We start from the raw sequence: 22,020 nt of genomic DNA, 5'->3' as shown, positions 1-22,020 counted from the left end.
TCCTTTAGTTAGTGCCGCCACTGGTTCTGGTGTAGTTGTAGCCAACCCCGATCGACTTGGTGAACGGGATCAGTTGGTTCAGGTAAGTGTCCACGCCCTGGATGCGCTCGCCGACGTTGGACTTGGGCACGAACACCACATCACCGCGTTGCAGGTGCACGGGTTTACGCCCGTTGGGGCCGGTTTTGAGGTATTGGCTAAAATCCAGGAAGTAGGCGTGATAGGCGCCTTGAGCGTCTTCGCGCAACAGCGCAACCATGCTCGCGTTACCCGACGGGTTGACCCCGCCAGCGCCGATAATCGCTTGCTCCAGGGTGTTGGCCGTGGCGATCTGCACCGAGGTCGGGTTATTCACCGCGCCGCCGACGATCACTGCGTTGCCCGGTGCCTGGTTGATGTTCACCGTCACGCGGGGCTCGCGGTAAACCGGCGCGAGCTTGTTGGTCAGCTCCAGCGCCAGGTCCGACGGCTGGCGCCCGGCCACCTGGATCGGCCCCAGGAACGGGTAGTTGATCTTGCCGTCGGTTTGCACCGTGTACAGCGTCAGTTCATAGATGGTGCTGACGTTGAACGCCGACAGTGTCGGCATCTCCCCGGCATCACGCACGATGCGCAACTGGTCGCCGATGCGAATACGCTCCACCGCCGGCGGCAACTGCGCCAGTTGGTCGAGGGCGCGCTTGCCGTCTTCGACGGTTTTGTCGTCTGGCGGCTCGATGCGCGCCGGCGTATTACACGCGGCCAGGGCCATCATGGCCAGGATGAGCACGGTTTTTTTCATAAAGGGGGACGTCCTGTTAGTCATGCTGCTCACCTCCAATAACCGGGGAACATGCTGATGCGCCGCTTTACGGCAAGGGGGAGGCGGCGTTCCTGATGGCCCAGCCGATAGCCGAGCAACTTGAACGCGCTGCGCACCAGTACTTCGGGTACGCGGTGCAATGCACCGGCTGCGCGTAAAGCCGCGAGCTCAGCCAGTACATAGCGTTTACCTTCACCGCCGGCATCGCCAAAGGCCTGGCGAATCCACGGTTCACGGCCGTAGAACACGCCAATGTCGAAGTAGCGGTGAAACTCATCCATGAGTCGGTAATCGTGGGAGTGGTACACCCGCGCGGTGGCGGCGTAGCGCACGTTGTAACCGGCAAGCAGCAAGCGCGCGGCGACGTAGGCGTCTTCGCTGCCGATCACGTCGGCGGGGAAACCGCCAACCGCTTGCAACGCGCTGCGCCGGTACACGCAAAACGAGTCGGAGCTGAAACAGGTTTTAATCCCCAGTTCCGGCGCATCGGCCAGGCGCTTGCTGCGGCTCTGGGCCGGGTAGTTGAAGTGCCGCGATTGCGCGCCCAGCACGCCGGCGTCCGGGTGCGGCAGTTGGCGGCCGTACGCCACGCCGTTAAGCGGGTCTTGCTGCAACTCGTCGAGCAGGTTGGCGAACGTCTCGGGGCTTGCGGGGATCGCGTCCTGGGTCATCACGATCAGCGCGTCACCGCCCACCTGTTGACTGGCCCAGCGCCGCGTGCCGCCATGGTTGAAGTCGCCGGCGTCGATCACTTCGACCCGTGCGCCATACGCTTGAAAGCGCGCCACGGTGTCATCACGCGAGGCGCTGTCGACCACCAGCATTTCGTCCGGTTGCATGGTCTGCATTTTCAGCGCCGGCAGCAGTCGCGCCAGGTGGCTGGAGGCGTTACGGGTCGGGATGATCAACGAGGTGCGCATGTTACTTTTTCACGTCTAGGGGCGCGCGCCCGTAAATGTCGTCAAAGCGCACGATGTCATCTTCACCGAGGTACTCGCCGCTCTGCACTTCGATCATCACCAGGTCTATGATGCCGGGGTTGGTCAGGCGGTGTTTGTGCCCGGCGGGAATGTAGGTGGACTCGTTGGCGTTGATCAGAAATTCGCGCTCGCCATTGGTGATCTGCGCCGCGCCGCTGACCACCACCCAGTGTTCGCTGCGGTGGTGATGCATCTGCAACGACAACGACGCCTGCGGCTTGACCACGATGCGTTTGATTTTGAACCGGCTGCTTTCCTCCAGCACCGTGTAGGTGCCCCACGGCCGTGTAACGGTGCGGTGCAGGCTGAACGCCGGATGGTTCTGGCGCTTGAGTTCGGCAACGATGTAACGCACATCCTGGCTGCGATGAGCGTCGGCGATCAGCAGCGCATCCGGGGTGTCGACGATGATCAGGTCGCGCACACCAACGGCGCCGAGTACGCGTTTGGGCGAGTCGATGTAGCAGTTATGCACGTCATGCAAAATTGCTTCGCCATTGACCTGGTTGCCGTGGGCGTCGCTGGGCGTGAGCTGGCGCAGCGCTTCCCAGGAACCGATGTCGCTCCAGCCAATGTCGCAGGGCACTACGGCCACTTGTGTGGACTTTTCCATCAAGGCCACGTCGATGGAAATATCCGGCGCGCTGCCGAACGCGTCCGAATCCAGCTCACGTTGGCGCGAGGTTTTATTCTGCAGGCTCTGGCTGTGTTCGAGTGCGGCTTTGGCGGCCGTCAATACGTCGGGTGCGTGGGCGGCGAGTTGTTCCACCAGGGTGCTGGCCTTGAAGCAGAACATGCCGGCGTTCCACAGGTGTTTACCGCCGTCGAGGTAGCCTTGCGCGGTGGCCAGGTCAGGTTTTTCGACGAAGCGTTTAACCCGGTTGCCGGTGCTCAGCGGCTCGCCTTGTTCGATGTAGCCAAAGCCGGTTTCCGGGTGGTCGGGCTGGATGCCGAACGTGACCAGGTACCCGGCTTCGGCGAGGTCGCGGGCCTGGCTCACGGCGTCGGCAAACGCGACTTCATTGAGAATCAAATGGTCGGCAGGCATCACTAACAACTGCGCGCTGTCGCCGAAATGTTCCTGCACGTGCAGCGCCGCCACCGCGATGGCCGCCGCTGTATTACGGCCAAAGGGCTCCAGCAACAGGTCCAGCGGCAGGTGCGCGGTGTTGACCCCGCGGTAGTCGTCGAGCGTGCGGAACAGCAGGTCGCGGTTGGTCACCGTGAGCACGCTTTCGACGCCGGGCAGTTTGGCCGCGCGCTGGAAGGTTTTCTGCAGCAGGCTCTGGCCGTCACGCATGCGCATGAACGGCTTGGGCATGTTCTGCCGTGACACCGGCCACAGCCGTGTGCCCGAACCACCGGAAATAATGCAGGGAATTAATCCGTTGAGGGTATTCATCAATAGACTTCCTTGGTGGAAAGGACGGCCGGGACCGTCATGAAAACGATGTACAGGTCAAACCACACCGACCACTTGGAGATGTACTCCAGGTCGTACTCGACACGTTTCTGGATCTTGAACAGGGTGTCGGTCTCGCCGCGATAACCGTTGATCTGCGCCCAGCCGGTAATGCCCGGCTTGACCCGATGCCGCGAGCTGTATTCGCTGACCGCCACTTCGAACGGAACACCCGCAGCCTTGGTCGCCGTGGCGTGCGGGCGCGGGCCGACCATCGACATGTTGCCCAGCAGCACGTTGAACAACTGCGGCAGTTCATCGATGCTGGTCTTGCGAATAATACGGCCGACGCGCGTGATACGCGGGTCGGCACGCGTGGTCTGGCGCTCGGCGGTGAAGTCGCTCTGGTCGGTGAACATCGAGCGAAACTTGAACACGCGGATCTCGTTGTCGTTGTAGCCATAACGGTTCTGGCGAAACAGTACCGGGCCTTTGGAGTCGAGTTTGATCGCGATGGCCGTCGCCAGCATCAGCGGTGACAGCACCACCAGCGCCAGGCTTGCCAGCAGCATGTCTTCGAAACGCTTGATCACCGGCGACCAGCCGCGCAGTGGCAACTGCGAGGTGTTGAACATCAGGATGCCGCCGACGTCGGTGATGCGGCTGTGGCCGTAGCGCAGGGCGGCCATGTCGGGCACCAGCATTACGTTCACCGACATCTGGCGCAGCCGATTGACCAGCCCGTGAATACGCTGCTCGGCGGCCCACGGCAGGCAGATCATCACCTGATTGACTTCTTCTGCGCGAATCAGTTTTTCCAGGTCGCGGGTGTTGCCCAGCAACGGCAAGTTGCTCAATTCCTTGGGAATGCGTTCGGTGCGGTCATCGATAAAGCCGATCAGGCCGGAACGGATATCGCCATTGCGTTGCAGGTGGTCGGCGACGTGCACGGCGGTATCGGTAAAGCCCAAAATCACCGTGCGTTGCAGGTATTTGCCTTTGCGCATCAGGTTGCGGTACAGGCGCAGCATCAGCAGGCGTTCAATGCAGAACAACGCCAGGCTGGCGAAGTACCAGGCCACCAGGTTGTGGGGCGTCAGCTGCGGAAAAAACTGCAGAATCTGGTACATGAACAACAGGATGCAGAATGCCGCAGACCACGACACCACCTTGGTACGCAGGCGCAAGCGATTGCTGAACAGCTCTTCGGAATAGATGCCCAGGGCGTGGAACAGAATAATGGTCAGGACTGCAAAAAACAGCAGCAAGCCGAGGAAGTGAGGGCGCAATTCGGGGTCCATCGGGTCGATGAAAAGCACCAACACCAGTGGCGGCAGAATGGCCGACAAACCATGGATAAATTTGACGAAGACAACAAAGAACTCAACGAATCCGGCGCGGGTTAAAAACAGGCTGTCGACTGACGACTTTTCTCGCATAAAAACATCCTTCATTGCACGCCAGGCCCCTGTTCGACTGTTTAATCGATAAGGCAGCAAGCTGCTTATTGAGTAAGGCAAGTCGAGCGACGACTACTCTGGGTAAAACGCAACTGTCCCTTCACATGAAGCTATTCAAATGAATTGATTTTGCTGGGTAAATACGTAAGGAGTGTTCCGTTTGGGTTGCTTAGTCAATCAATTGACAATGGTGCGGAGGTGTCAGTCTTGAAGCGTTAATCGGTCTTTTTATCGGCATTTTATTGACGTTCCCTGTTCAATAGAGTGTTCAATGCGGTGTTGAATACGGTCGGTGTAAGGCCTTGTTTTTGAGTGTAGGAACAAATCCAGGAATTTTCCTGTGGAATATGAAAACCTTTTTCGAGAGGCGCAGGAAAGAGGGACAAAGAGGCGCGGGGAGGGCGGGCTAACGGCCCTGATTGCGGGGGCTTGGTGCAATGGGCAGGTACTTTTCAAACTAACAAAAAATTGGCTGGGGAGGCTCAAAAAGTTGCTTAACAGACGCTGGATTGTTGCTGATTAGTCGCACTTGTAGTCGCAACTGAGCGTGTTGTGGTGAGCGGCCGTTGTGGCCAGCGGGCTTGCTTGCCAAAGAGCCCGCTTGCCACAGACAACCAAGAACGCAGACGCTACATCACCCCAACCGGGCGGCCGCGCGTGCGACGATTTCGCCGCGCACCTTGCGCGATTGCTGCGTAAGCCGGTTGGCTTGCTCCAGCACCGACTTGGGCGCCGTGGCCGGGCTGCCCGAATCAAACGGCGGCGCGGGCGCGTATTCGATCTGCAATTGCACCAACTGCGCCGTTGCCTCGTCGTATAACTCAGCCGCCAGGGTCAGGGCAAAGTCGATGCCGGCGGTGATGCCGCCGCCGGTCAATATATTGCCGTCACGCACCACGCGCGCCTGCACGGGGGTTGCACCCAGCGGGGCAAGCAGGTCGTGGTACGCCCAGTGCGTGGTGGCCTTGCGACCGCGCAGCAAGCCCGCTGCGCCGAGCACCAGCGAACCGGTACACACCGAGGTCACGTAGCGCGCGTGCTGTGCCTGGGCCTTGAGAAAATCCAGCGTGTGCGGGTCTTCGATCAACGCACCCACGCCGGAACCGCCGGGTACGCACAGCACATCCAGTTGCGGGCAGTCGTCATAGGTCATGGTCGGGGTGAATACCAACCCCGTGCTCGAGGTGATCGGCGCGAGGTCTTTCCACACCAGGTGCAGCTTTACGTCCGGCAGCGAGCCGAGTACGTCATAGGGGCCGGTAAGGTCCAGTTGCTGGATGCCGGGGAACAACAAAAAGCCGATCTGCAAGGTCATCAATCATGCTCCGATAAAGAGGTGGACGGCTTCACTCTAGCGGCCTAGGCTTTGGCGAATACGCCATTGAACCCACCGATCACGCCAATATGACCCGAATAATCCACGTACTCGCGTTCGATAACGTCCAGGTGCTCGACGTGACCGGGCCTTTGCAAGTGTTCGCCTCGACCAATGACCTGGCGCGCCAGCGCGGCTTGCCGTTGCCCTACGCGGTCTCGGTGATCGCCGCGCAGACGGCGCCGGTGATGACCTCTGCCGGTTTGGCGCTGGTCGCCGAGCCGCTGCCGGCAGTGGATAAACCCTGTGACACCTTGGTTATCGCTGGCGGCTGGGGCGTTTACGGCGCCGCCGAAGACCCTGCGTTGGTGGCATGGGTGAAACAAAAAAACCGGCACACGCGGCGCATGACCTCGGTGTGCACCGGCGCTTTCCTGCTGGCGGCCAGTGGTTTACTCGACGGCTGCCGCGTGGCCACCCACTGGACCCGCTGCGAAGAACTGGCGCGCAAGTTTCCTTCGTTGACCGTGGAGCCCAACCCGATTTTCATCCAGCAGGGCGCGGTATGGACCTCTGCCGGCGTAACGGCCGGCATCGACTTGTGCCTGGCCCTGGTGGAAGAAGACCTCGGCCGCGCGGTGGCCCTGGAGGTCGCACGGCATTTGGTGGTGTTCCTTAAACGCCCCGGCGGCCAGTCACAGTTCAGCGTGGCGTTGTCACTGCAAAAGGGCGACAGCCGCTTCGCCGACCTGCACGCCTGGATGGCCGAACACCTTACCCTTGATTTGAACATCGCCACATTGGCCGCGCAGGCCGGCATGAGCGAGCGCAGCTTCGTGCGCCACTACCGCGCTGAAACCGGCCAGACGCCCGCGCGCGCGGTCGAGTTGATACGCGTGGAAACCGCGCGCCGGCAACTGGCCGACAGTACGGCGTCGATCAAACGCATCGCCGTGCAATGCGGTTTTGGCTGTGAAGAAACCCTGCGGCGCAGCTTCCTGCGGGCGCTGGCGGTCACGCCACAGGCCTACCGCGAGCGCTTTAGCCATACACGTTAAACGAAAACGTACACATTTGGATCAAGGTGTTATGTTGGCGGCTTCCGCAGTGATCTCCCCCGTCTGCGCCGCTATTTCCTCCGCCCCCCGGCGTGACGTGTCTCATGAAACCATTGCCTGCGATCAGCGCCGATCCTCTGCGAGACGATTGCGCGAGCGAGCCTATTCACATCCCCGGTACGATCCAGCCGCACGGGTTACTGCTGACCTTGAGCGAACCGACGCTGGTGGTACTGCAAGCCAGCACCAACCTGAATACCGAGCTTGCGCTGGGGCCTGTGGCGTTGTCCGGGCAGGCGTTGGGCAGCCTGATCGGCGCGGATGCGTTGGCCCAAATACGCCTCGCGCTGGCAGACCTGGACGCCGATGAAGACGAGCTGCATCAGGTGACGCTCAACGGCAACCTTTACGATGCCGTGCTGCACCGCCATCAGGGCCTGTTATTCCTGGAGCTGGAACGCTCGGTCATACCGCGCCATACCGCTGCGCTGCAGGTCGCCCGAACCTTGCGCCGCCTGCAGGCAGCCAAAACCCTCGATGCGCTGTACCAGACCTGCGTGAGCGAAATACGTGCATTGACCGGCTACGACCGGGTCACCCTGTACCGTTTCGAGCAGGAGGGCCACGGCAAAGTCATCGGCGAAGCGCTCAGCGACGGCATGCAGCCGTACTTGGGCCTGTGTTTCCCGGCCTCGGATATTCCGCCGCAGGCGCGTGAGCTCTACCGCTTGAACTGGGTTCGGGTGATCCCCGACGCGACCTACGTGCCGGTGCCCATCCTGCCCGCCATGCGCCCAGACACCGGTGCAGCGCTGGACCTCAGTTTTGCAGTGCTGCGCAGCGTCTCGCCGGTGCATTGTGTTTACCTGAAAAACATGGGCATACGCTCGTCGATGAGCATTTCCCTGCTCAAGGATGATCAACTCTGGGGCCTGATCACCTGCGGCCACCGCGAGCCCCTGCGCGTGCCACATGAGCTGCGCACGGCGTGCATCAGTGTCGGTCAGTTATTGTCGATGCAGATCACACTGCTCCAGGACAAGGAGGCGCGCCGCCACGAGCATGAAAAAACCGCCATGATCGATGCATTGGTCAGCGCCATGGCGGCCGACACGCTGGATGTGATGGAGAGCCTGCTGCCTTACGCGCAAACCTTGTTGAACCTGACTGGCGCCACTGGGTTGGCGATTCTGGTGGAGGAGCGTTTGCACACCGTCGGCGTTTGCCCGAGCGACGAGCACATTCGCGCCCTGTACCCGTGGGTTCAGCAACAGGGCAAAGGCGTGGTGCACAGCCACCAATTGTCCGCAGACTTCCCGCCGGCCGAGGCCTATCAAAGCATCGCCAGTGGCCTGTTGGCCTTCCGGTTGCCCAAACCGGTCAATAACGCAGTGATGTGGTTTCGCCCCGAGGTCAAAACCACCGTGCAGTGGAGCGGCGAACCGGTCAAACAGCGTGAGGTGGGAGCAACCGCCTTGACCCCACGCCTGTCATTTGAACTCTGGAAACAGCAGGTCGACGGCAAGGCGCTGCAATGGTCTGCCTCGGAGTTGCACGCGGTGGCAAACTTGCGCCGGAACGCCCTGGAGCATGACCTGGCCCGTCAGGTACAGCGCGAACATGCCGCCGTGCGCGCGCGCGATGAGATGGTCGCGGTGGTTTCGCACGACTTGCGCAGCCCGCTGACTATCTTGCTGATGCAGTGCGGCATGATGCGCAAGATGGTGCCCGCCGACGACACCAAAGCCACCCTGCGTTTGAACAACGCGATTGAAACCATGCAAACCGCCACGTCGCGCATGAACACCTTGCTCGAAGACTTGATCGACATTTCGCGCATCGAGGCTGGGCGTTATCGCGTCGCCCTGCAAACGCTGGACGTGACGTCGACCCTGGAACAGCTCGGCTTGATGTGGCACCCGCTGGCCTCGGCCAAGGGCGTCAACCTGACCTGGAGCAGCCAACCTGGGCTGAGCATCCAGGCCGACCCGGAGCGCCTGTTCCAGGTGTTTTCCAACTTGCTCGGCAATGCGCTGAAATTCACGCACTTGGGCGGGGCAATCGAGGTGATGGCGCTGGCGGCAGGCGACGAAGTGTTGTTTCGTGTGTGTGACAACGGCTCCGGCATCGGTGCGGCGCAATTGCCGTATATCTTCGAGCGCTACTGGACCTCGCGTGAGGGCAACCCGACCGGCAGCGGCCTGGGCTTGTATATTTCCCACGGCATTATCGAGGCCCACGGCGGCACGCTCTGGGCCGAAAGCGTGGAAGGGCAGGGCAGCGTCTTCAGTTTCCGGGTTGCGGCGGCTCGGTAACGCTCACCTTCTATCGAGTAATTCGCACAGCGCCGCAAGCGTCGCCTGCGGCGCTTCCTGTGGAATATTGTGGCCCACGCCGGGCAACACTTCGCGCCGATAAAAACCGCTGAAATGCCCTACATCGTCATCTTCCACCGTCGCCGGGCCGACGCCATCATCGGCGCCGCACAGCGAAATCGTCGGCACTGAAATCGGCGGTTGCAGCGCCAGCGCCTGCTCGATGGCTTCCAGTGTCGGGTCGCCAGGCGCGTACCTGAAGCGGTGGCGATACGAATGAATCACCACCTCGACAAAATCCGGGTTATCGAATGACGGCGCGGTCTGGCCATACAGGCTCGGCCCCTCGGACCAACTCGGCGACCACAGCCGCCACAACAACTCACACAGCTCACGACGATTGGCGGTCAAGCCGTCCACGCCGCGCTGCGTGTGAAAATAGAACTGGTACCACAAACGATGCTCCTGCTCCGGCGCCAGAGGCTCGTGCGATGTGGCGATGTCCTGAATGTTGTAGCCGTCGGCAGTCACCAACCCGCGCACCCGCTGCGGCCAAAGCGCCGCGACAATGCACGCGGCGCGGCCACCCCAGTCATACCCGGCGAGGGTGGCGTGCGCGATGCCCAGCGCATCCATGAAATCGAGTAAATCCTTGCCCAACGCCGCCTGTTGACCGGAGCGCATCACCTGCTCATCAATAAACCGCGTCGGCCCATAACCGCGCAGGTACGGCACCAATACCCGGTAGCCACGTTCGGCCAGCAGCGGCGCAATTTCATCGTAGCCGCGTGGGTCGTAGGGGAACCCGTGCAGCAAGATCACCGGCTCTGCGTCGACTGGGCCATGGGCTTCATAGGCCATGTCGAGCATGGAGGTGCGTACGCGAAGCAGGGCGGCAGCGGTGGTCATGATGAACTCCTGTGGCATCGGCGGCCTTGTGTGGGGAGCAAGTTTATGTGCCGAGCGGGCTGCCTTTGAAGTTTGTGTAGGTGCCTATGCTCCTGGGCTATGTACGCACCACCTCAAGGTTGCCAGGTGGTCTTCTCCCCACTGAGTTTGCGATCCAGAAAGGTCGCCGCGCTGATCAGCGCCAAATGGCTCAACGCCTGTGGCGTGTTGCCCAAGTGCCGGGCCTGGCTGTCGAACTCTTCGGCGTACAACCCCAGCGGGTTGGCGTAGCGCAACAATTGTTCGAACTCCAGGTGAGCTTTTTCGACTTGGCCTGCACGTGCGAGGCATTCGACGTACCAGAACGAGCACGCCGCGAACGCGCCTTCGGTGCCTTGCAGGCCGTCGATCTGGCTGTCGTCGTTGCGGTAGCGATAGACCATGCCGTCGCGCACCAGGCTTTTCTGGATCGCTTCGAGTGTCGACAGCCAGCGCGGATCGGTGGCCGCGACGAAGCGCACCAGTGGCATCAGCAGCATCGAACCATCCAGTGCAGTGCTGCCGATATACTGCACAAAATGCCCGCGTTCTTCGTTCCAGAAGTTGCTCCAGATGTCGGCGTAGATCGCCTGCCGCGTTTGGTCCCAGCGCGCAAACGGCGCCGGCAGCGAGCGCTTGTAAGCCAGGCGGATCGCACGGTCCAGCGCTACCCAGCACATCAGCCGGGAATGCAGAAAGTGGTGCTGTTCACCGCGCATTTCCCAAATGCCGACATCTTTTTGATTCCAGATCTCGCACACCTGGTCGGTCACTTCCACCGTGTGTTGCCAGCCCTCGTGGGAGATCGCTTCACCGTATTTATTGACCAGGTAAACCGCATCCATCAGTTCGCCATAGATGTCCAACTGGATCTGGTCGAACGCTTCATTGCCGATGCGTACCGGTGTGGCACCGCCGTGGCCGCTGAAGTGATCCAGCTCGGTTTCCGGCAGCTCCTGGCGGCCATCGACGCCATACAGGATGTTGATTTTGGTCGGCTGGCCGCAGCAGTCGCTCACGCGGCCCTTGAGCCAGCGCATGTAAGCATTGGCTTCTTCGGTGAAGCCCAGTCGCATAAAGGCGTAGACGGTGAAGGACGCATCGCGGATCCACGTGTAGCGGTAGTCCCAATTGCGCTCGCCGCCCGGTGTTTCCGGCAGGCCGAAGGTGGCGGCGGCGATGATCGCGCCGTGTTTGCGCGAGGTCAAAAGCTTCAGCGCGAGGGCCGAGCGGTTGACCATTTCGCGCCAGCGCCCGCGGTAATTCGATTGGGCGATCCAGCCACGCCAGAACTTCAACGTGTGCGCCAGCGCCAAGTCGGTGCAGCCACCGTCGACACGTGGGTCGTCCTGGCCGCCGAGGACAAATTCGGCGCCTTCTTCCTGGTTCAGGGTGAAGTGGGTAACGGCGGCATTGTCTTCGATCTGCAGCGGGTGGCTGCCGGCCAAACGAATGCCGGGCTGCCCGTCGGCGGCAAAGCACACATCGGCCTTGTCGGCGCTGGCGCGGGTTGGCGCGCGCGCATAGTCATGGCGTACCGCGCAGCGCAGGTGAATCGTCGCCTTGCCGCTGACTACGCGCACGCGGCGGATCAGCAAGGGTAAGTCGTCGACCTCTTCGCTGATCACCAGCAGGTCGGTGATTTCGACCACGGCTTCATCGCTCAGCCAACGGGTTTGCAGCACATTGGTGTCGGGCAGGTAAATTTGCTCGCGACGGGCGTTGGGCAGGTCGGGCGTGAGTTGAAACACGCCGGCTTGGGGGGTGTCGAGCAGCGAGCAAAAGATCGACGGGCTGTCGAATTCCGGCCAGCAGAAAAAGTCGATGCTGCCTTTGTCGTTGATCAGTGCCGCGCTGCGCATATCGCCAATAATGCCGTGGGCATCGATGGCGCTTTGCGGTTCGTTGTTGAAATCAACCATTGCCACGAAACTCCGGATAAAGGCTCATGCCGCCATCAATAAACAGGGTGCTGCCCACCACGTAATCAGACGCGTCGCTGGCCAGCCAGACCACCGCGCTGGCCACGTCTTCAACGTCTCCGACGCGGCCGTAAGGGATCAACTTGAGCAACTCTTGTTCGGCCGCGCCTTCGGTGGCCGCACGGTTGATCGCTGTACGAATTGCTCCCGGGGCAATGCCGTTGATGCGGATGCGCTGTTCGCTGACTTCTTGGGCGAGGGTGCGCATCAACATCTCGACGCCGCCCTTGGAGGCCGCGTAATTCGCATGCCCGGCCCAAGGGATCAGTTGATGCACCGAACTCATGTGGATGATTTTGCCGGCGGCACGTGACACGCCATCGCGCACGCCCTGGCGGTTGAAAATACGCACGGCGGCGCGAGCGCAAAGGAATTGGCCGGTGAGGTTGACGCCGATCACGGCGTTCCAGTCGTCGAGGGTCATGTCGACCAGGTTGGCGTCTTTCTGCAGGCCGGAATTGGCCACCAGAATGTCCAGGTGGCCGAAGGCGTCGAGGGTTTGCGCGAACAGGCGCTCAACCTCAGCTTCTTTTGACACGTCGCCACCGATGGCAATCGCGCGGCCGCCATTGGCGTTGATCTGCGCGGCGAGCGCCTGCGCCGGTGCCGCCTGCGAGTTGTAATTAAGCACCACTGCGGCCCCGGCTTCGGCCAGTGCCTTGGCGGCGCCTGCGCCGATGCCCGAACTGGCGCCGGTGACGATGGCTACTTGTTGCTCCAGCGAAAGATGCATTGCCTGCCCACCTTTTATCTGCAAGTTCTGTTAGCTGACTGATGGGGCAGGGCACAAGTTCACCGTTAAACCGCCGGGTAACGCCAGGATCCAAACGATTGCTGCGGGCACCCTGGCTGACAATGCCGGGCTGACCGGCCTTTTATAAGAAAAATCGCAGCACCCGCTTCGGGGTTTTTTGAGGGTTTCCTACGTGCGTTCAAGCTGTTTGATGCCTGATCAGGAACCTATTCCGACGGATGTGCCACACAAGGGGAAACCTGATTGGCTTCGACTTTATGCTGGAGCGACAGGTTGATCATCAAGCACCCTTGCACTGGAGACACCTATGTCGGTATCGGCTCTCGATACACCTGTATCCGCCCCACCCGCCCCTGATGCTGCGCCGGTAAACACCAAACCCGACGCCAAGGCCAGCCCTGCGGCGCATGCCGCGCCGTCCTACAACAGTCAGAGTACCGTGAACGTTAATTTCCACTTGGCACCTACCCCTTCCAGGCCAGTGTTCGGTGACCATCAGCCTCAGGCGAATCGCCCTGGCGAGCAGAAAAACCCGTCGGCACTGCCGGACCTCGCGTTGCATCAAGGGTTCGTACAGCAGCTCAAGCACTTGTTGGGGCAATGGTTCGGCGGGCACCGGCCACCGCATCACCCAGGTTCGAGTGGCCCGCCACCAAGGCCCAACCCCAGTAAACCAGGCCCTTCTTTGCCTGACCTTGAGTACGCGATTAAGAATAATGAAGAGTTGGGCAAGCAACTGCTCCAGAACTTCAACGCTTTCAGAGACCCCAAGAACCCGCGCTATGTCAGCGTTGACAGTATTCACGCAATGGCCAGTAAAAGGCCGTCCGGTGATGCTGTGATGAATGAGAACATTCGCCTGGCGAAAGAGCTGTTGCGGCGTCCTGACCTGATCACTGCCATCGACCGGGACCCCACGACAGGTGCGCTGGATGGCCTGATCGACAAGCAAAAACTGAGCATTATTCTTGAGGGCGATAACGCCTTCAAATACACCAGTGACAAGCAACTGGCCGACGAAATGCTTGAGCATTTCGACGCATTAAAAGGGCAGTTCGGGCGCGAACTTCGATTCAAAAGCCTGCAAAGGCTGGCAGCCCAACCGCTGACGGGTGACGCCGACAAGGATCATCTGACGCATCTGTCCCGCGAGGTCCTCTCACGCAGCGACCTGCTTGACCAGATGGACGATCTCGCGAGTCGCGAAGATGACGGTCGCATCAGCCTGGAAGCGCTTTACAGGCTTTCTCGTTGAATGACGCTCAGGTGCTGCGGCCGGTTCGCGGCACCTGATTGTTTTGTGTCAGGAACTGTTTAAGCCGATTGAACCACTACGTCATACGCGACGGTTGGCTGAGGCCGGTCGCTTTCAGACTCCGAGTGAGGCTAATAAATGAATTCAACCTCGTTTCAATCCAACCCCGGCTGTCCCGAACGTTTCAACATTGCTCATGAAGCCGACTCTTCGGCGCGAGGCGGCGCAGCCTTGCACGATTCCCTGGCTGCGTCGGACGCGCATGCGGCTGAAGCCCGCCGAATGAAAGCATTTGCCGGCCAGCGCAGATTCCAGGCACCGGTCGCCGATGATTTTGCCCGCGGCATGCTTGCCCAAAGGCCTGCCGGCAATGCCGACACAACGTCGTTGCGTCACCCCAATGGCGTGTGGGCAGCGCTGATGAGTGGCTTGACCGCCTTGTGTCGTGGCTAAAGGCTGGTTCTAAGCTGCGCCTCGGGTTTTTTACATGCTGTCATTGGTCTTCAGCGGTTACCCGGAACTATTGCGCCCCGCTAACCACACATCGGTGGCTTGCCGCTCTGGAATCGACCGACGATTTGGGGTGCCTCGGGGGCTTTCAGGCAAACGCAGATCTGAAAAAGTGGGAGATGACGCATGAAAATTGAGGGTGCAATACCGCGTGGGCAGCCAATGATCATAAGCGCGCCAGAGATGCGCCGTGCCTCAGCGCCGCCGGTTTTTCAGCCGCCCTGCGTTGAGCAATATGCCCCGCGGGAAATACCGCCGCGCCCACCCGCTGCAGTGCGCGCAACCTTGTCGTCGCTGCGCTACCAGACCTTACAGAACGCGCCGGTTGCTCGCGCGAACACAACCCCGCCAGGACCGAACTCTACCGATAGCCAATTGGCGAGCGAGCTGGAGAAAAACTTCGGCGAGCTGCACGCGTTTTTCAAGGAAGGCCGCGTGACGCAATCATCTTTGCGGCAAATCGCAGCGCAAGCGCTGCGGGGGGAATAATGTGCGCGACCGTATGATTTTAGTGGTCAGGGAAATTCTCAGCCGCCCGTTGCTGAACGACGCGATTATCGACGCCGAGGGCTATATTACCCGCGACAGCCTTAACACTGCGGCCTTGGCTTTGCGGGGCAACAGCTCCCCCGCAGCCTTCAGCCAGGATCCTTTTCATGGTCAGGGCAACGCCGAGGTGGTGCAGGCACTGCAAGGCTATTTCAAACAATTGAGGGATAAACCCAAGGACCGCACAGTTTTTTTTGAAGCGCTTGAATACGTCGACATCGCACTGCTCAAAGCCGTGATGAATGACCCCGATGACATCGACTCATTGGGTGTGCCGGTTCTGGAACCCACCACTGGGCTGCCGAGGAAGAAGTACAGCGAACACTGCGTTTACACCGCAAGAAACATCATCGAGCGCCCAGGTTTATTGCGCTCCCTGGAGCGTGCCAACACCCTGCGTTTATTTGGTCGCCCCAAGCACGGCGGGTGGCTGTGCAACAGAAGCCTGGCGCGCTGGCTGGAGCAGCACGCGGCGCACAAGGCCAGGTAACGTCCTGGCCTTGTGCGCCAGTGGGGCTACACCTTGAGAATTTTGCCGCTGATGGCGACACCGGCCAACATTATCGCGACCAGCACAAAGGCGATGCTCAAACTGCTGCCATGCGCGATAAAGCCGATGACCGCAGGGCCGGCGAGAATGCCGGCATAACCCAACGTGGTGATGGCCGGCACCGCAATATGTTCCGGCATGACCGTTTGCTTGCCGACGGCGCTGTACAGCACCGGCACGATATTTGAGCAACCCGCGCCCACCAAAGCGTAGCCCAACAGCGCAGTTTCCCAGGCTGGCACCAGCGTTGCGAGCAACATGCCGGCGGTGGCCAGCGTGCCGCCGAGCATGATCACGCGGGTAGCGCCAAGGCGGCGGACAATCGTGTCACCGGTCAGGCGCCCAGCGGTCATGGTCAAGGCAAACGCGGCGTAGCCAAGGCCGGCGTAAGCCTCGTCCAGGCCGCGCTCGGCGCTGAGGAACACCGCGCTCCAATCCAGCACGGCACCTTCGGCCAAAAATACGATGAAGCACAGGCAGCCGATAAACAGCACCACACCGTGTGGTACGGCAAACGCGGGCCCTGAGCTTTCACTGCCGTAGGGCAGCAGGTGAGGGCCGGCTTTGAGCAGCGCCACCAGCATAATGACGATGACGACCAGGGTCGCCTGCAATGGCGACAGGCCCAGCCCCAGCAACCCGGCAACCCCCGCTGCGCCGACAATACCGCCAAGGCTGAACAAACCATGGAAGCCCGACATCATGGTTTTGCCACTGGCGCGCTCAACAATCACCGCCTGCAGGTTGACGGTTGAATCCACGGTGCCCAAGCCCGCGCCAAACAGAAACAGCCCGGCGATCAGCAACGGAATCGAACTGACCGTGGCGAGCATTGGCAGCGCCAGGCAAATCATGATCGTGCCGGCCGTCAGTACGCGACGGCAGCCATAACGTGATGCCAGCGCGCCTGCCACCGGCATCGCAATGATCGAACCCACGCCCAGGCACAGCAGCAGCAGGCCCAGCGTGCCCTCGTTGAGTTGCGCGCGCGCTTTGGCGTAAGGCACCAGCGGCGCCCACGCGGCGATGCCGAAGCCTGCGATAAAAAACGCGATACGCGTCGACATTTGTTCCAGCCGGCCGGGAACCACGGGCGCTGGGGTGGGGATGGCAGTCATGAAAAATCCTTGGTTTTGCGTTCGAAGAACGATGTCCGGGGCGACATCCTTGCATATCAGGCCGTGCCGAGCGAATGGGGTTCCCCAGGGTTGATGGCCGCCAGCGCAGGTCACACGCTTGTTTTTATGCGCGTGCAACCGCTGTATGGCGATTCGATATTAAGCCAACGGCCTACACAAACTCCACGTGCGCCGGTTGCCGTTTCATCAGCACCTCGCCATGGCGGATCGAGTACAGCGCCGAGCCCTGGCTGCGGATCACCTCGTAGTCACTGTCTGCCGACAGGATCAACAAGTTGGCGGGGCGACCGGGCTCCAGGCCGTAACGCTCACCCAGTGCCATGGCTTTGGCGCTGTTGTCGGTGACCAGGTCCAGGGCGTTTTGCAGGTTGCGGTAGCCGAGCATATGGCAGATGTGCAAACCGGCTTCCAGCACGCGCAAGATGTTGCCGTTGCCCAACGGGTACCACGGGTCAACGATCGAGTCCTGGCCGAAGCACACGTTCATGCCGGCTTCGAGCAGTTCGTTGACGCGGGTCACGCCTCGGCGTTTCGGGAAGCTGTCGAAGCGGCCTTGCAAGTGGATGCTTTCGGTGGGGCAAGAGACAAAGCTGATGCCCGAGTGCCCCAGCAGTCGAAACAGTTTGGCGCAGTAGGCATTGTCGTAAGAGCCCATGGCCGTGGTGTGGCTGGCGGTAACGCGTGCGCCCATGTCGCGGCTGCGGGCTTCTTCGGCGAGTACTTCGAGAAAACGCGAGTGCGGGTCATCGGTTTCGTCGCAGTGCACGTCCACCAGGCAACCGGTGCGCTCGGCCAGGTCCATAAGGAACTTCACCGAACTCACGCCTTGGTCGCGTGTGTATTCAAAGTGCGGGATACCGCCGACCACGTCGGCGCCCAGGCGAATGGCTTCTTCCATCAACTCACGGCCATTGCGGTAGGACTCGATGCCTTCCTGCGGGAACGCGACGATTTGCAGATCGATCAGGTGCGTACTTTCCTCACGCACTTCGAGCATGGCTTTTAAGGCTGTGAGGTCTGGGTCGGTGACGTCGACATGGGTGCGCACGTGTTGAATGCCATGCGCGGCCAAGGCCTGAATGGTTTTTTTGGCGCGGGTCTTGGTGTCTTCATGGGTGATGGTGGCTTTACGCTCGCCCCAGCACTCGATGCCTTCGAACAGCGTGCCGCTCATGTTCCAGCGCGGTTCGCCGGCGGTCAGTGTGGCGTCGAGGTGAATATGCGGCTCGACGAAGGGCGGTATGACCAGGTTGCCGGCGGCGTCCAGGTCGGCTGGCGTCAACGTGCGCGCGGCCGTATGTGGCGTAATGCTGGCTATCCGGCCGTGTTCCAGGTGCAAATCATGCAGGCCTTCACGGTTGCGCAGGCGGGCGTTGATGATATGCATGGGCAAGTTCCTCTTGGCTAAAAACAATCAGGCAGTCAGTCGCCAGATGATCAGGGCTGTTGCGGTGCAGGGCCAGGCTCTGGGCGGCGGCCACAAGGTTAGCATTCTGGTGAAACCGGCCTTTCAGATTCTGCATCGGGTTCGTCGCGCAATACCCTTCATGCCGAGGCATCAGCCAGCGGTGAGCGCACGCGCAATACCGAGGTCAGCACGATGTAGCTCAGCGCGGCGGCGGCAATCCCCACCAGGGGCGCGACCCACGGCGAGTGGAATGCCAACACCGTACCCACCGCGTAGGCACCCAGCCCGGGCCAATTGAACGCCGGCAGGCGTGTATCGGCAAGGAGCGGGTATTGGCCGCGATAGCGGTAGAAGAAGTCCGCCATGATGACCCCGCCAATCGGCGGGATCACCGTGCCCAGCAGAATCAGGTAAGGCACAAGCATGTCGTACATGCCGAGCAGCGCCAACAGCGTGCCGATGAGCGCACCGGCCAGGGTTACGCTCTTGCGGCGCCGGGTGCGCAGCAAGTTGCAACCCGCGACGGCGAAGTTGTAAATGGTGTTGTCCTGAGTGCTCCAGATATTCAGCAGCAGCATGGCCATCGCCGCCATGGCGAAGCCCTGCAGCAGCAACACCTCAACCACATCCGGCTGTTGATAGACGATGGCTCCATAGGCGCCGATCAGTACCATCAAACCATTGCCGATAAAAAATCCGATCAAGCTGGCGAGGACTGCGACCTTGGCCGAGCGCGAAAACCGCGTCCAGTTGGTGGCCTGGGTCGCGCCGCTGACAAAGGTGCCGAATACCAGGGTGATTGCGGTGGATAAGTCCAACTCGCCGGTGGGGACCACGGCCAGCAGACCCTCCAGACCGCCGACTTTTACCGTGGCGACCCACATCGACAGAAACAGCAGGATACCCATCGCCGGCACCGCTATATAAGAGAGTATTTCGAGCCCGCGATAGCCGACGTAGGCCGTGGCGCAGAACACCATGCCGAACAGCACCATCAAGCCGAGCACGCTGCTTTGGCTCAACTCGAAATACTTGCCCAGCACCACGGCAGCGGTGGCGGTGCCCCAGGCGTACCAGCCGATCTGGGTGAAACCGAGGATCAGGTCGCTGAGTTTGCTGCCGACTTCGCCGAAGCAGAAACGCCCCATCAACACCGAGTTCAGGCCGCTTTTGAAAGCGATGTAACCCAAGCCTGCGGCGTACAGGCCCAGCAACAGGTTACCCAAGGCCACGACGCCCAGCATCTCGGTAAAACTGAAGGCTACTCCCAGCTTGCCGCCGGCAAACATGGTCGCGGTGAAAAACGTAAACCCCAACAGCACCATGGCGGTGGACGCCAAGCCTTTGCGCGCCTGCATCGGCACCTCGCTGAGGGGGTAATCGTTGCCCGGTTCTTGCTGCGTCATGTGCCTTGCTCCCTGAATGAGTGACGCAGGCCTGTTGCACCGCGCGTGCCACATCAGTCGCACGGCGCGATGTGCGCACCTTACGCATGGTCAAACAGGGGGGAATCGAATTGATGTGGGTGCGTTGTGCCTGGTCGGGCACGAAAGCGGTGCAGCGGTGGGACACATTGGATCAGTCTGTGGGAGGCGCCACTGGATGTTTGGTGTCGCGCTGTGGCGCGGGAAACGGGCTTGGGGGGGCTTCGGATTTTCGTACATATCCGTTATTTGGGGGATGGCTTATATCGGTTTCGCTCTTACAGCGAGTCACTTTTGAAAGGACCCAAAAGTAACCAAAAGGTCCTCGCCCCACCACTCGGTGCCTCGCTTAGGCTCGGCATGCCCGCACACAGGCTTGAATCCGTGGGCCGCCGCGATGGGCCATCCTTGGCCCAGCGCGGCTAACCCGGCGTCCTGCCGGGTTACCCACGGATTCAAGCCTGCGTGCGGCCATCGTGGTTTAACGGGGCGCTTCTCAGATCAAAAGCAGATCAAAAGCAAGAGCACGGCGGCCTGAAAGCCGACCTGAGTGGTTGAAGCGGATCAAGGGCGGATTTGCATATACAGCAGATCTGCTTTTTTTTAGCACGGCGGCCTGAAAGCCGACCTGAGTGGTTGAAGCGGATCAAGGGCGGATTTGCATATACAGCAGATCTGCTTTTTTTTGCTTTTTGTGGGAGGGGGCTTGCTCCCGATAGCAGTGTGTCAGTTGAAAAATATTTATCTGACCCAACGCCATCGGGAGCAAGCCCCCTCCCACAGTTTGAATGCATTCTGCTTGGGAGATGGATGATCGTTCCCACGCTCTGCGTGGTAATGCCGCTCCGGACGCTCTGCAACTTGAGTGGTTGAAGCAGATCAAGGGCGGGCTTTGCATACACAGTAGATCTGCTTTTTTTGCTTTTTGTGGGAGGGGGCCTGCTCCCGATAGCAGTGTGTCAGTTGAAAGATATTTATCTGACCCACCGCCATCGGGAGCAAGCCCCCTCCCACAGTTTGAATGCATTCTGCTTGGGAGATAGATGATCGTTCCCACGCTCTGCGTGGTAATGCCGCTCCGGACGCTCTGCAACCTGAGTGGTTGAAGCAGATCAAGGGCGGGCTTTGCATACACAGTAGATCTGCTTTTTTTGCTTTTTGTGGGAGGGGGCTTGCTCCCGATAGCAGTGTGTCAGTTGAAAAATATTTATCTGACCCACTGCCATCGGGAGCAAGCCCCCTCCGACAGTTTGAATGCATTCTGCTTGGGAGATAGATGATCGTTCCCACGCTCTGCGTGGTAATGCCGCTCCGGACGCTCTGCAACTTGAGTGGTTGAAGCAGATCAAGGGCGGTTTTGCGTACGCGGCAGATCTGCTTTTTTTGCTTTTTGTGGGAGGGGGCTTGCTCCCGATAGCAGTTTTACAGTTGATACATGAGTTGACTGACCCACCGCCATCGGGAGCAAGCCCCCTCCCACAGTTTGAATGCATTCTGCTTGGGAGATAGATGATCGTTCCCACGCTCTGCGTGGTAATGCCGCTCCGGACGCTCTGCAACTTGAGTGGTTGAAGCAGATCAAGGGCGGATTTGCATATACAGTAGATCTGCTTTTTTTGCTTTTTGTGGGAGGGGGCTTGCTCCCGATAGCAGTTTTACAGTGATACATGAATTGACTGACCCACTGCCATCGGGAGCAAGCCCCCTCCCACATTTTTGACCGCGTTGGGTTTGGGAGAGTGGGGCGGCTTTCAGGGCGCCGGTTTAGCTCCGTCGTTATCGGAGCGAGGTGGGTTATTCGCCGCGATAGATACATCCGCTGGTGCAGGTCTCATGGATGCGAATCGCGCTGAGTTCCGGCAGCAGCGGTTTCAGCTCATTCCAGATCCACTTGGCCAGCACTTCGCTGGTCGGGTTTTCCAGGCCAGGAATGTCATTCAGGTAGTTGTGGTCGAGGCGTTCATAGAGCGGCTTGAAAATCGCCTTGATCTCCGAGAAGTCGCGAATCCAGCCGGTATGCGGGTCCACGTCGCCGCTCAGGTGAATCGCCACCTTGAACGAATGCCCATGCAGGCGCCCGCACTTGTGGCCTTCCGGTACGTGGGGCAGGCGATGGGCGGATTCGAAGGTAAACTCTTTGAAGATTTCCACAGTGTTTTCAGCTCGGTCAGGTGTCTGGCAGTCGGCAAG

At 60.4% G+C, this 22,020-nt stretch carries 18 protein-coding genes; 6 read left to right on the top strand and 12 right to left on the bottom strand.

Annotation, left to right across the window (positions count from 1 at the left end; all coding sequences use genetic code 11):
- Window positions 1-4: 4 nt before the first annotated feature.
- The 5 genes from AO240_RS17920 to AO240_RS17895 form a co-directional block, all read right to left on the bottom strand.
- On the bottom strand, window positions 5-781 hold the full coding sequence (locus tag AO240_RS17920) for a polysaccharide biosynthesis/export family protein (protein WP_099237929.1): 777 nt from the start codon (window positions 779-781) through the stop codon (window positions 5-7).
- 29 nt (window positions 782-810) lie between these two features.
- Window positions 811-1,722: a glycosyltransferase family 2 protein gene (locus AO240_RS17915; RefSeq protein ID WP_099237927.1), complete on the bottom strand. Its 912-nt coding sequence runs from the start codon at window positions 1,720-1,722 to the stop codon at window positions 811-813.
- Window position 1,723: 1 nt separating this feature from the next.
- A complete protein-coding gene (locus AO240_RS17910) occupies window positions 1,724-3,184 on the bottom strand; it encodes a mannose-1-phosphate guanylyltransferase/mannose-6-phosphate isomerase (protein ID WP_099237925.1) in 1,461 nt (486 codons plus the stop codon).
- Window positions 3,184-4,623: an undecaprenyl-phosphate glucose phosphotransferase gene (locus tag AO240_RS17905; protein WP_099237923.1), complete on the bottom strand. Its 1,440-nt coding sequence runs from the start codon at window positions 4,621-4,623 to the stop codon at window positions 3,184-3,186. The genes AO240_RS17910 and AO240_RS17905 overlap by 1 nt, the downstream gene beginning before the upstream one ends.
- A gap of 655 nt (window positions 4,624-5,278) precedes the next feature.
- Window positions 5,279-5,959: a DJ-1/PfpI family protein gene (locus AO240_RS17895; protein WP_099237919.1), complete on the bottom strand. Its 681-nt coding sequence runs from the start codon at window positions 5,957-5,959 to the stop codon at window positions 5,279-5,281.
- Between the two features lie 89 nt (window positions 5,960-6,048).
- Between AO240_RS17895 and AO240_RS17890 the strand changes: the two genes are divergently transcribed.
- Both AO240_RS17890 and AO240_RS17885 read left to right on the top strand, forming a co-directional pair.
- Entirely contained in the window at window positions 6,049-7,017 is a 969-nt protein-coding gene (locus tag AO240_RS17890; RefSeq protein ID WP_099237917.1) for a GlxA family transcriptional regulator, read from the top strand.
- Window positions 7,018-7,121: 104 nt separating this feature from the next.
- Entirely contained in the window at window positions 7,122-9,332 is a 2,211-nt protein-coding gene (locus AO240_RS17885) for an ATP-binding protein (RefSeq protein WP_099237915.1), read from the top strand.
- 3 nt (window positions 9,333-9,335) lie between these two features.
- Here the strand turns inward: AO240_RS17885 and AO240_RS17880 are convergent, their stop codons facing one another.
- From AO240_RS17880 to AO240_RS17870, 3 genes are all read right to left on the bottom strand, one after another.
- Complete coding sequence (locus AO240_RS17880; RefSeq protein ID WP_099237913.1) at window positions 9,336-10,241, bottom strand: alpha/beta fold hydrolase; 906 nt, start codon at window positions 10,239-10,241, stop codon at window positions 9,336-9,338.
- 113 nt (window positions 10,242-10,354) lie between these two features.
- Entirely contained in the window at window positions 10,355-12,181 is a 1,827-nt protein-coding gene (locus tag AO240_RS17875; RefSeq protein ID WP_099237911.1) for a glycoside hydrolase family 15 protein, read from the bottom strand.
- Window positions 12,174-12,974, bottom strand: a complete 801-nt coding sequence (locus AO240_RS17870; protein WP_099237909.1) for a glucose 1-dehydrogenase — start codon at window positions 12,972-12,974, stop codon at window positions 12,174-12,176. Before AO240_RS17870 ends, AO240_RS17875 begins: the two co-directional genes overlap by 8 nt.
- 328 nt (window positions 12,975-13,302) lie before the next feature.
- On the opposite strand from AO240_RS17870, the gene AO240_RS28660 reads away from it, so the two are divergent.
- The 4 genes from AO240_RS28660 to AO240_RS17850 all read left to right on the top strand — a co-directional run bounded on the left by AO240_RS28660 (window position 13,303) and on the right by AO240_RS17850 (window position 15,799).
- Complete coding sequence (locus tag AO240_RS28660) at window positions 13,303-14,250, top strand: type III secretion effector protein (protein WP_177445834.1); 948 nt, start codon at window positions 13,303-13,305, stop codon at window positions 14,248-14,250.
- A gap of 138 nt (window positions 14,251-14,388) precedes the next feature.
- Complete coding sequence (locus AO240_RS29010; protein WP_256585985.1) at window positions 14,389-14,703, top strand: type III secretion protein; 315 nt, start codon at window positions 14,389-14,391, stop codon at window positions 14,701-14,703.
- Between the two features lie 342 nt (window positions 14,704-15,045).
- Window positions 15,046-15,249 (top strand): hypothetical protein, encoded by a 204-nt coding sequence (locus AO240_RS28410; protein WP_143505393.1) that lies wholly within the window; start codon window positions 15,046-15,048, stop codon window positions 15,247-15,249.
- Between the two features lies 1 nt (window position 15,250).
- Window positions 15,251-15,799 carry a type III secretion effector protein gene (locus AO240_RS17850; protein ID WP_099237905.1) on the top strand — a complete coding sequence of 183 codons (549 nt, stop codon included), beginning with the start codon at window positions 15,251-15,253 and terminating at the stop codon, window positions 15,797-15,799.
- A 26-nt stretch (window positions 15,800-15,825) separates the two neighbouring features.
- On the opposite strand, the gene AO240_RS17845 is transcribed toward AO240_RS17850, so the two are convergent.
- The 4 genes from AO240_RS17845 to queD form a co-directional block, all read right to left on the bottom strand.
- Entirely contained in the window at window positions 15,826-16,977 is a 1,152-nt protein-coding gene (locus AO240_RS17845; protein ID WP_099237903.1) for an MFS transporter, read from the bottom strand.
- A gap of 172 nt (window positions 16,978-17,149) precedes the next feature.
- A complete protein-coding gene (gene codA / locus AO240_RS17840; RefSeq protein ID WP_099237901.1) occupies window positions 17,150-18,385 on the bottom strand; it encodes a cytosine deaminase in 1,236 nt (411 codons plus the stop codon).
- Window positions 18,386-18,543: 158 nt separating this feature from the next.
- Window positions 18,544-19,812: a cytosine permease gene (gene codB, locus AO240_RS17835; RefSeq protein ID WP_099237899.1), complete on the bottom strand. Its 1,269-nt coding sequence runs from the start codon at window positions 19,810-19,812 to the stop codon at window positions 18,544-18,546.
- A 1,812-nt stretch (window positions 19,813-21,624) separates the two neighbouring features.
- Window positions 21,625-21,981: a 6-carboxytetrahydropterin synthase QueD gene (gene queD, locus AO240_RS17825; RefSeq protein ID WP_058414152.1), complete on the bottom strand. Its 357-nt coding sequence runs from the start codon at window positions 21,979-21,981 to the stop codon at window positions 21,625-21,627.
- Window positions 21,982-22,020 lie beyond the last annotated feature (39 nt).

Source organism: Pseudomonas sp. ICMP 460 (assembly GCF_002723595.1).
Lineage (GTDB): Bacteria > Pseudomonadota > Gammaproteobacteria > Pseudomonadales > Pseudomonadaceae > Aquipseudomonas > Aquipseudomonas kitaguniensis.
This window is presented reverse-complemented; position numbering and strand designations above follow the sequence as displayed.

What these genes read in the sequence shown, in the direction of transcription:
- AO240_RS28660 (WP_177445834.1), top strand. Translation starts at nt 13,303, where the DNA reads ATGTCGGTATCGGCTCTCGATACACCTGTATCCGCCCCACCCGCCCCT.
- AO240_RS17890 (WP_099237917.1), top strand. Translation starts at nt 6,049, where the DNA reads ATGACCCGAATAATCCACGTACTCGCGTTCGATAACGTCCAGGTGCTC.
- AO240_RS17880 (WP_099237913.1), bottom strand. Translation starts at nt 10,241, where the DNA reads ATGACCACCGCTGCCGCCCTGCTTCGCGTACGCACCTCCATGCTCGAC.
- codB (WP_099237899.1), bottom strand. Translation starts at nt 19,812, where the DNA reads ATGACGCAGCAAGAACCGGGCAACGATTACCCCCTCAGCGAGGTGCCG.
- AO240_RS17905 (WP_099237923.1), bottom strand. Translation starts at nt 4,623, where the DNA reads ATGCGAGAAAAGTCGTCAGTCGACAGCCTGTTTTTAACCCGCGCCGGA.
- AO240_RS17910 (WP_099237925.1), bottom strand. Translation starts at nt 3,184, where the DNA reads ATGAATACCCTCAACGGATTAATTCCCTGCATTATTTCCGGTGGTTCG.
- AO240_RS17870 (WP_099237909.1), bottom strand. Translation starts at nt 12,974, where the DNA reads ATGCATCTTTCGCTGGAGCAACAAGTAGCCATCGTCACCGGCGCCAGT.
- AO240_RS17845 (WP_099237903.1), bottom strand. Translation starts at nt 16,977, where the DNA reads ATGACTGCCATCCCCACCCCAGCGCCCGTGGTTCCCGGCCGGCTGGAA.
- AO240_RS29010 (WP_256585985.1), top strand. Translation starts at nt 14,389, where the DNA reads ATGAATTCAACCTCGTTTCAATCCAACCCCGGCTGTCCCGAACGTTTC.
- AO240_RS17915 (WP_099237927.1), bottom strand. Translation starts at nt 1,722, where the DNA reads ATGCGCACCTCGTTGATCATCCCGACCCGTAACGCCTCCAGCCACCTG.
- AO240_RS17885 (WP_099237915.1), top strand. Translation starts at nt 7,122, where the DNA reads ATGAAACCATTGCCTGCGATCAGCGCCGATCCTCTGCGAGACGATTGC.
- codA (WP_099237901.1), bottom strand. Translation starts at nt 18,385, where the DNA reads ATGCATATCATCAACGCCCGCCTGCGCAACCGTGAAGGCCTGCATGAT.
- AO240_RS17895 (WP_099237919.1), bottom strand. Translation starts at nt 5,959, where the DNA reads ATGACCTTGCAGATCGGCTTTTTGTTGTTCCCCGGCATCCAGCAACTG.
- AO240_RS17875 (WP_099237911.1), bottom strand. Translation starts at nt 12,181, where the DNA reads ATGGTTGATTTCAACAACGAACCGCAAAGCGCCATCGATGCCCACGGC.
- AO240_RS17920 (WP_099237929.1), bottom strand. Translation starts at nt 781, where the DNA reads ATGAAAAAAACCGTGCTCATCCTGGCCATGATGGCCCTGGCCGCGTGT.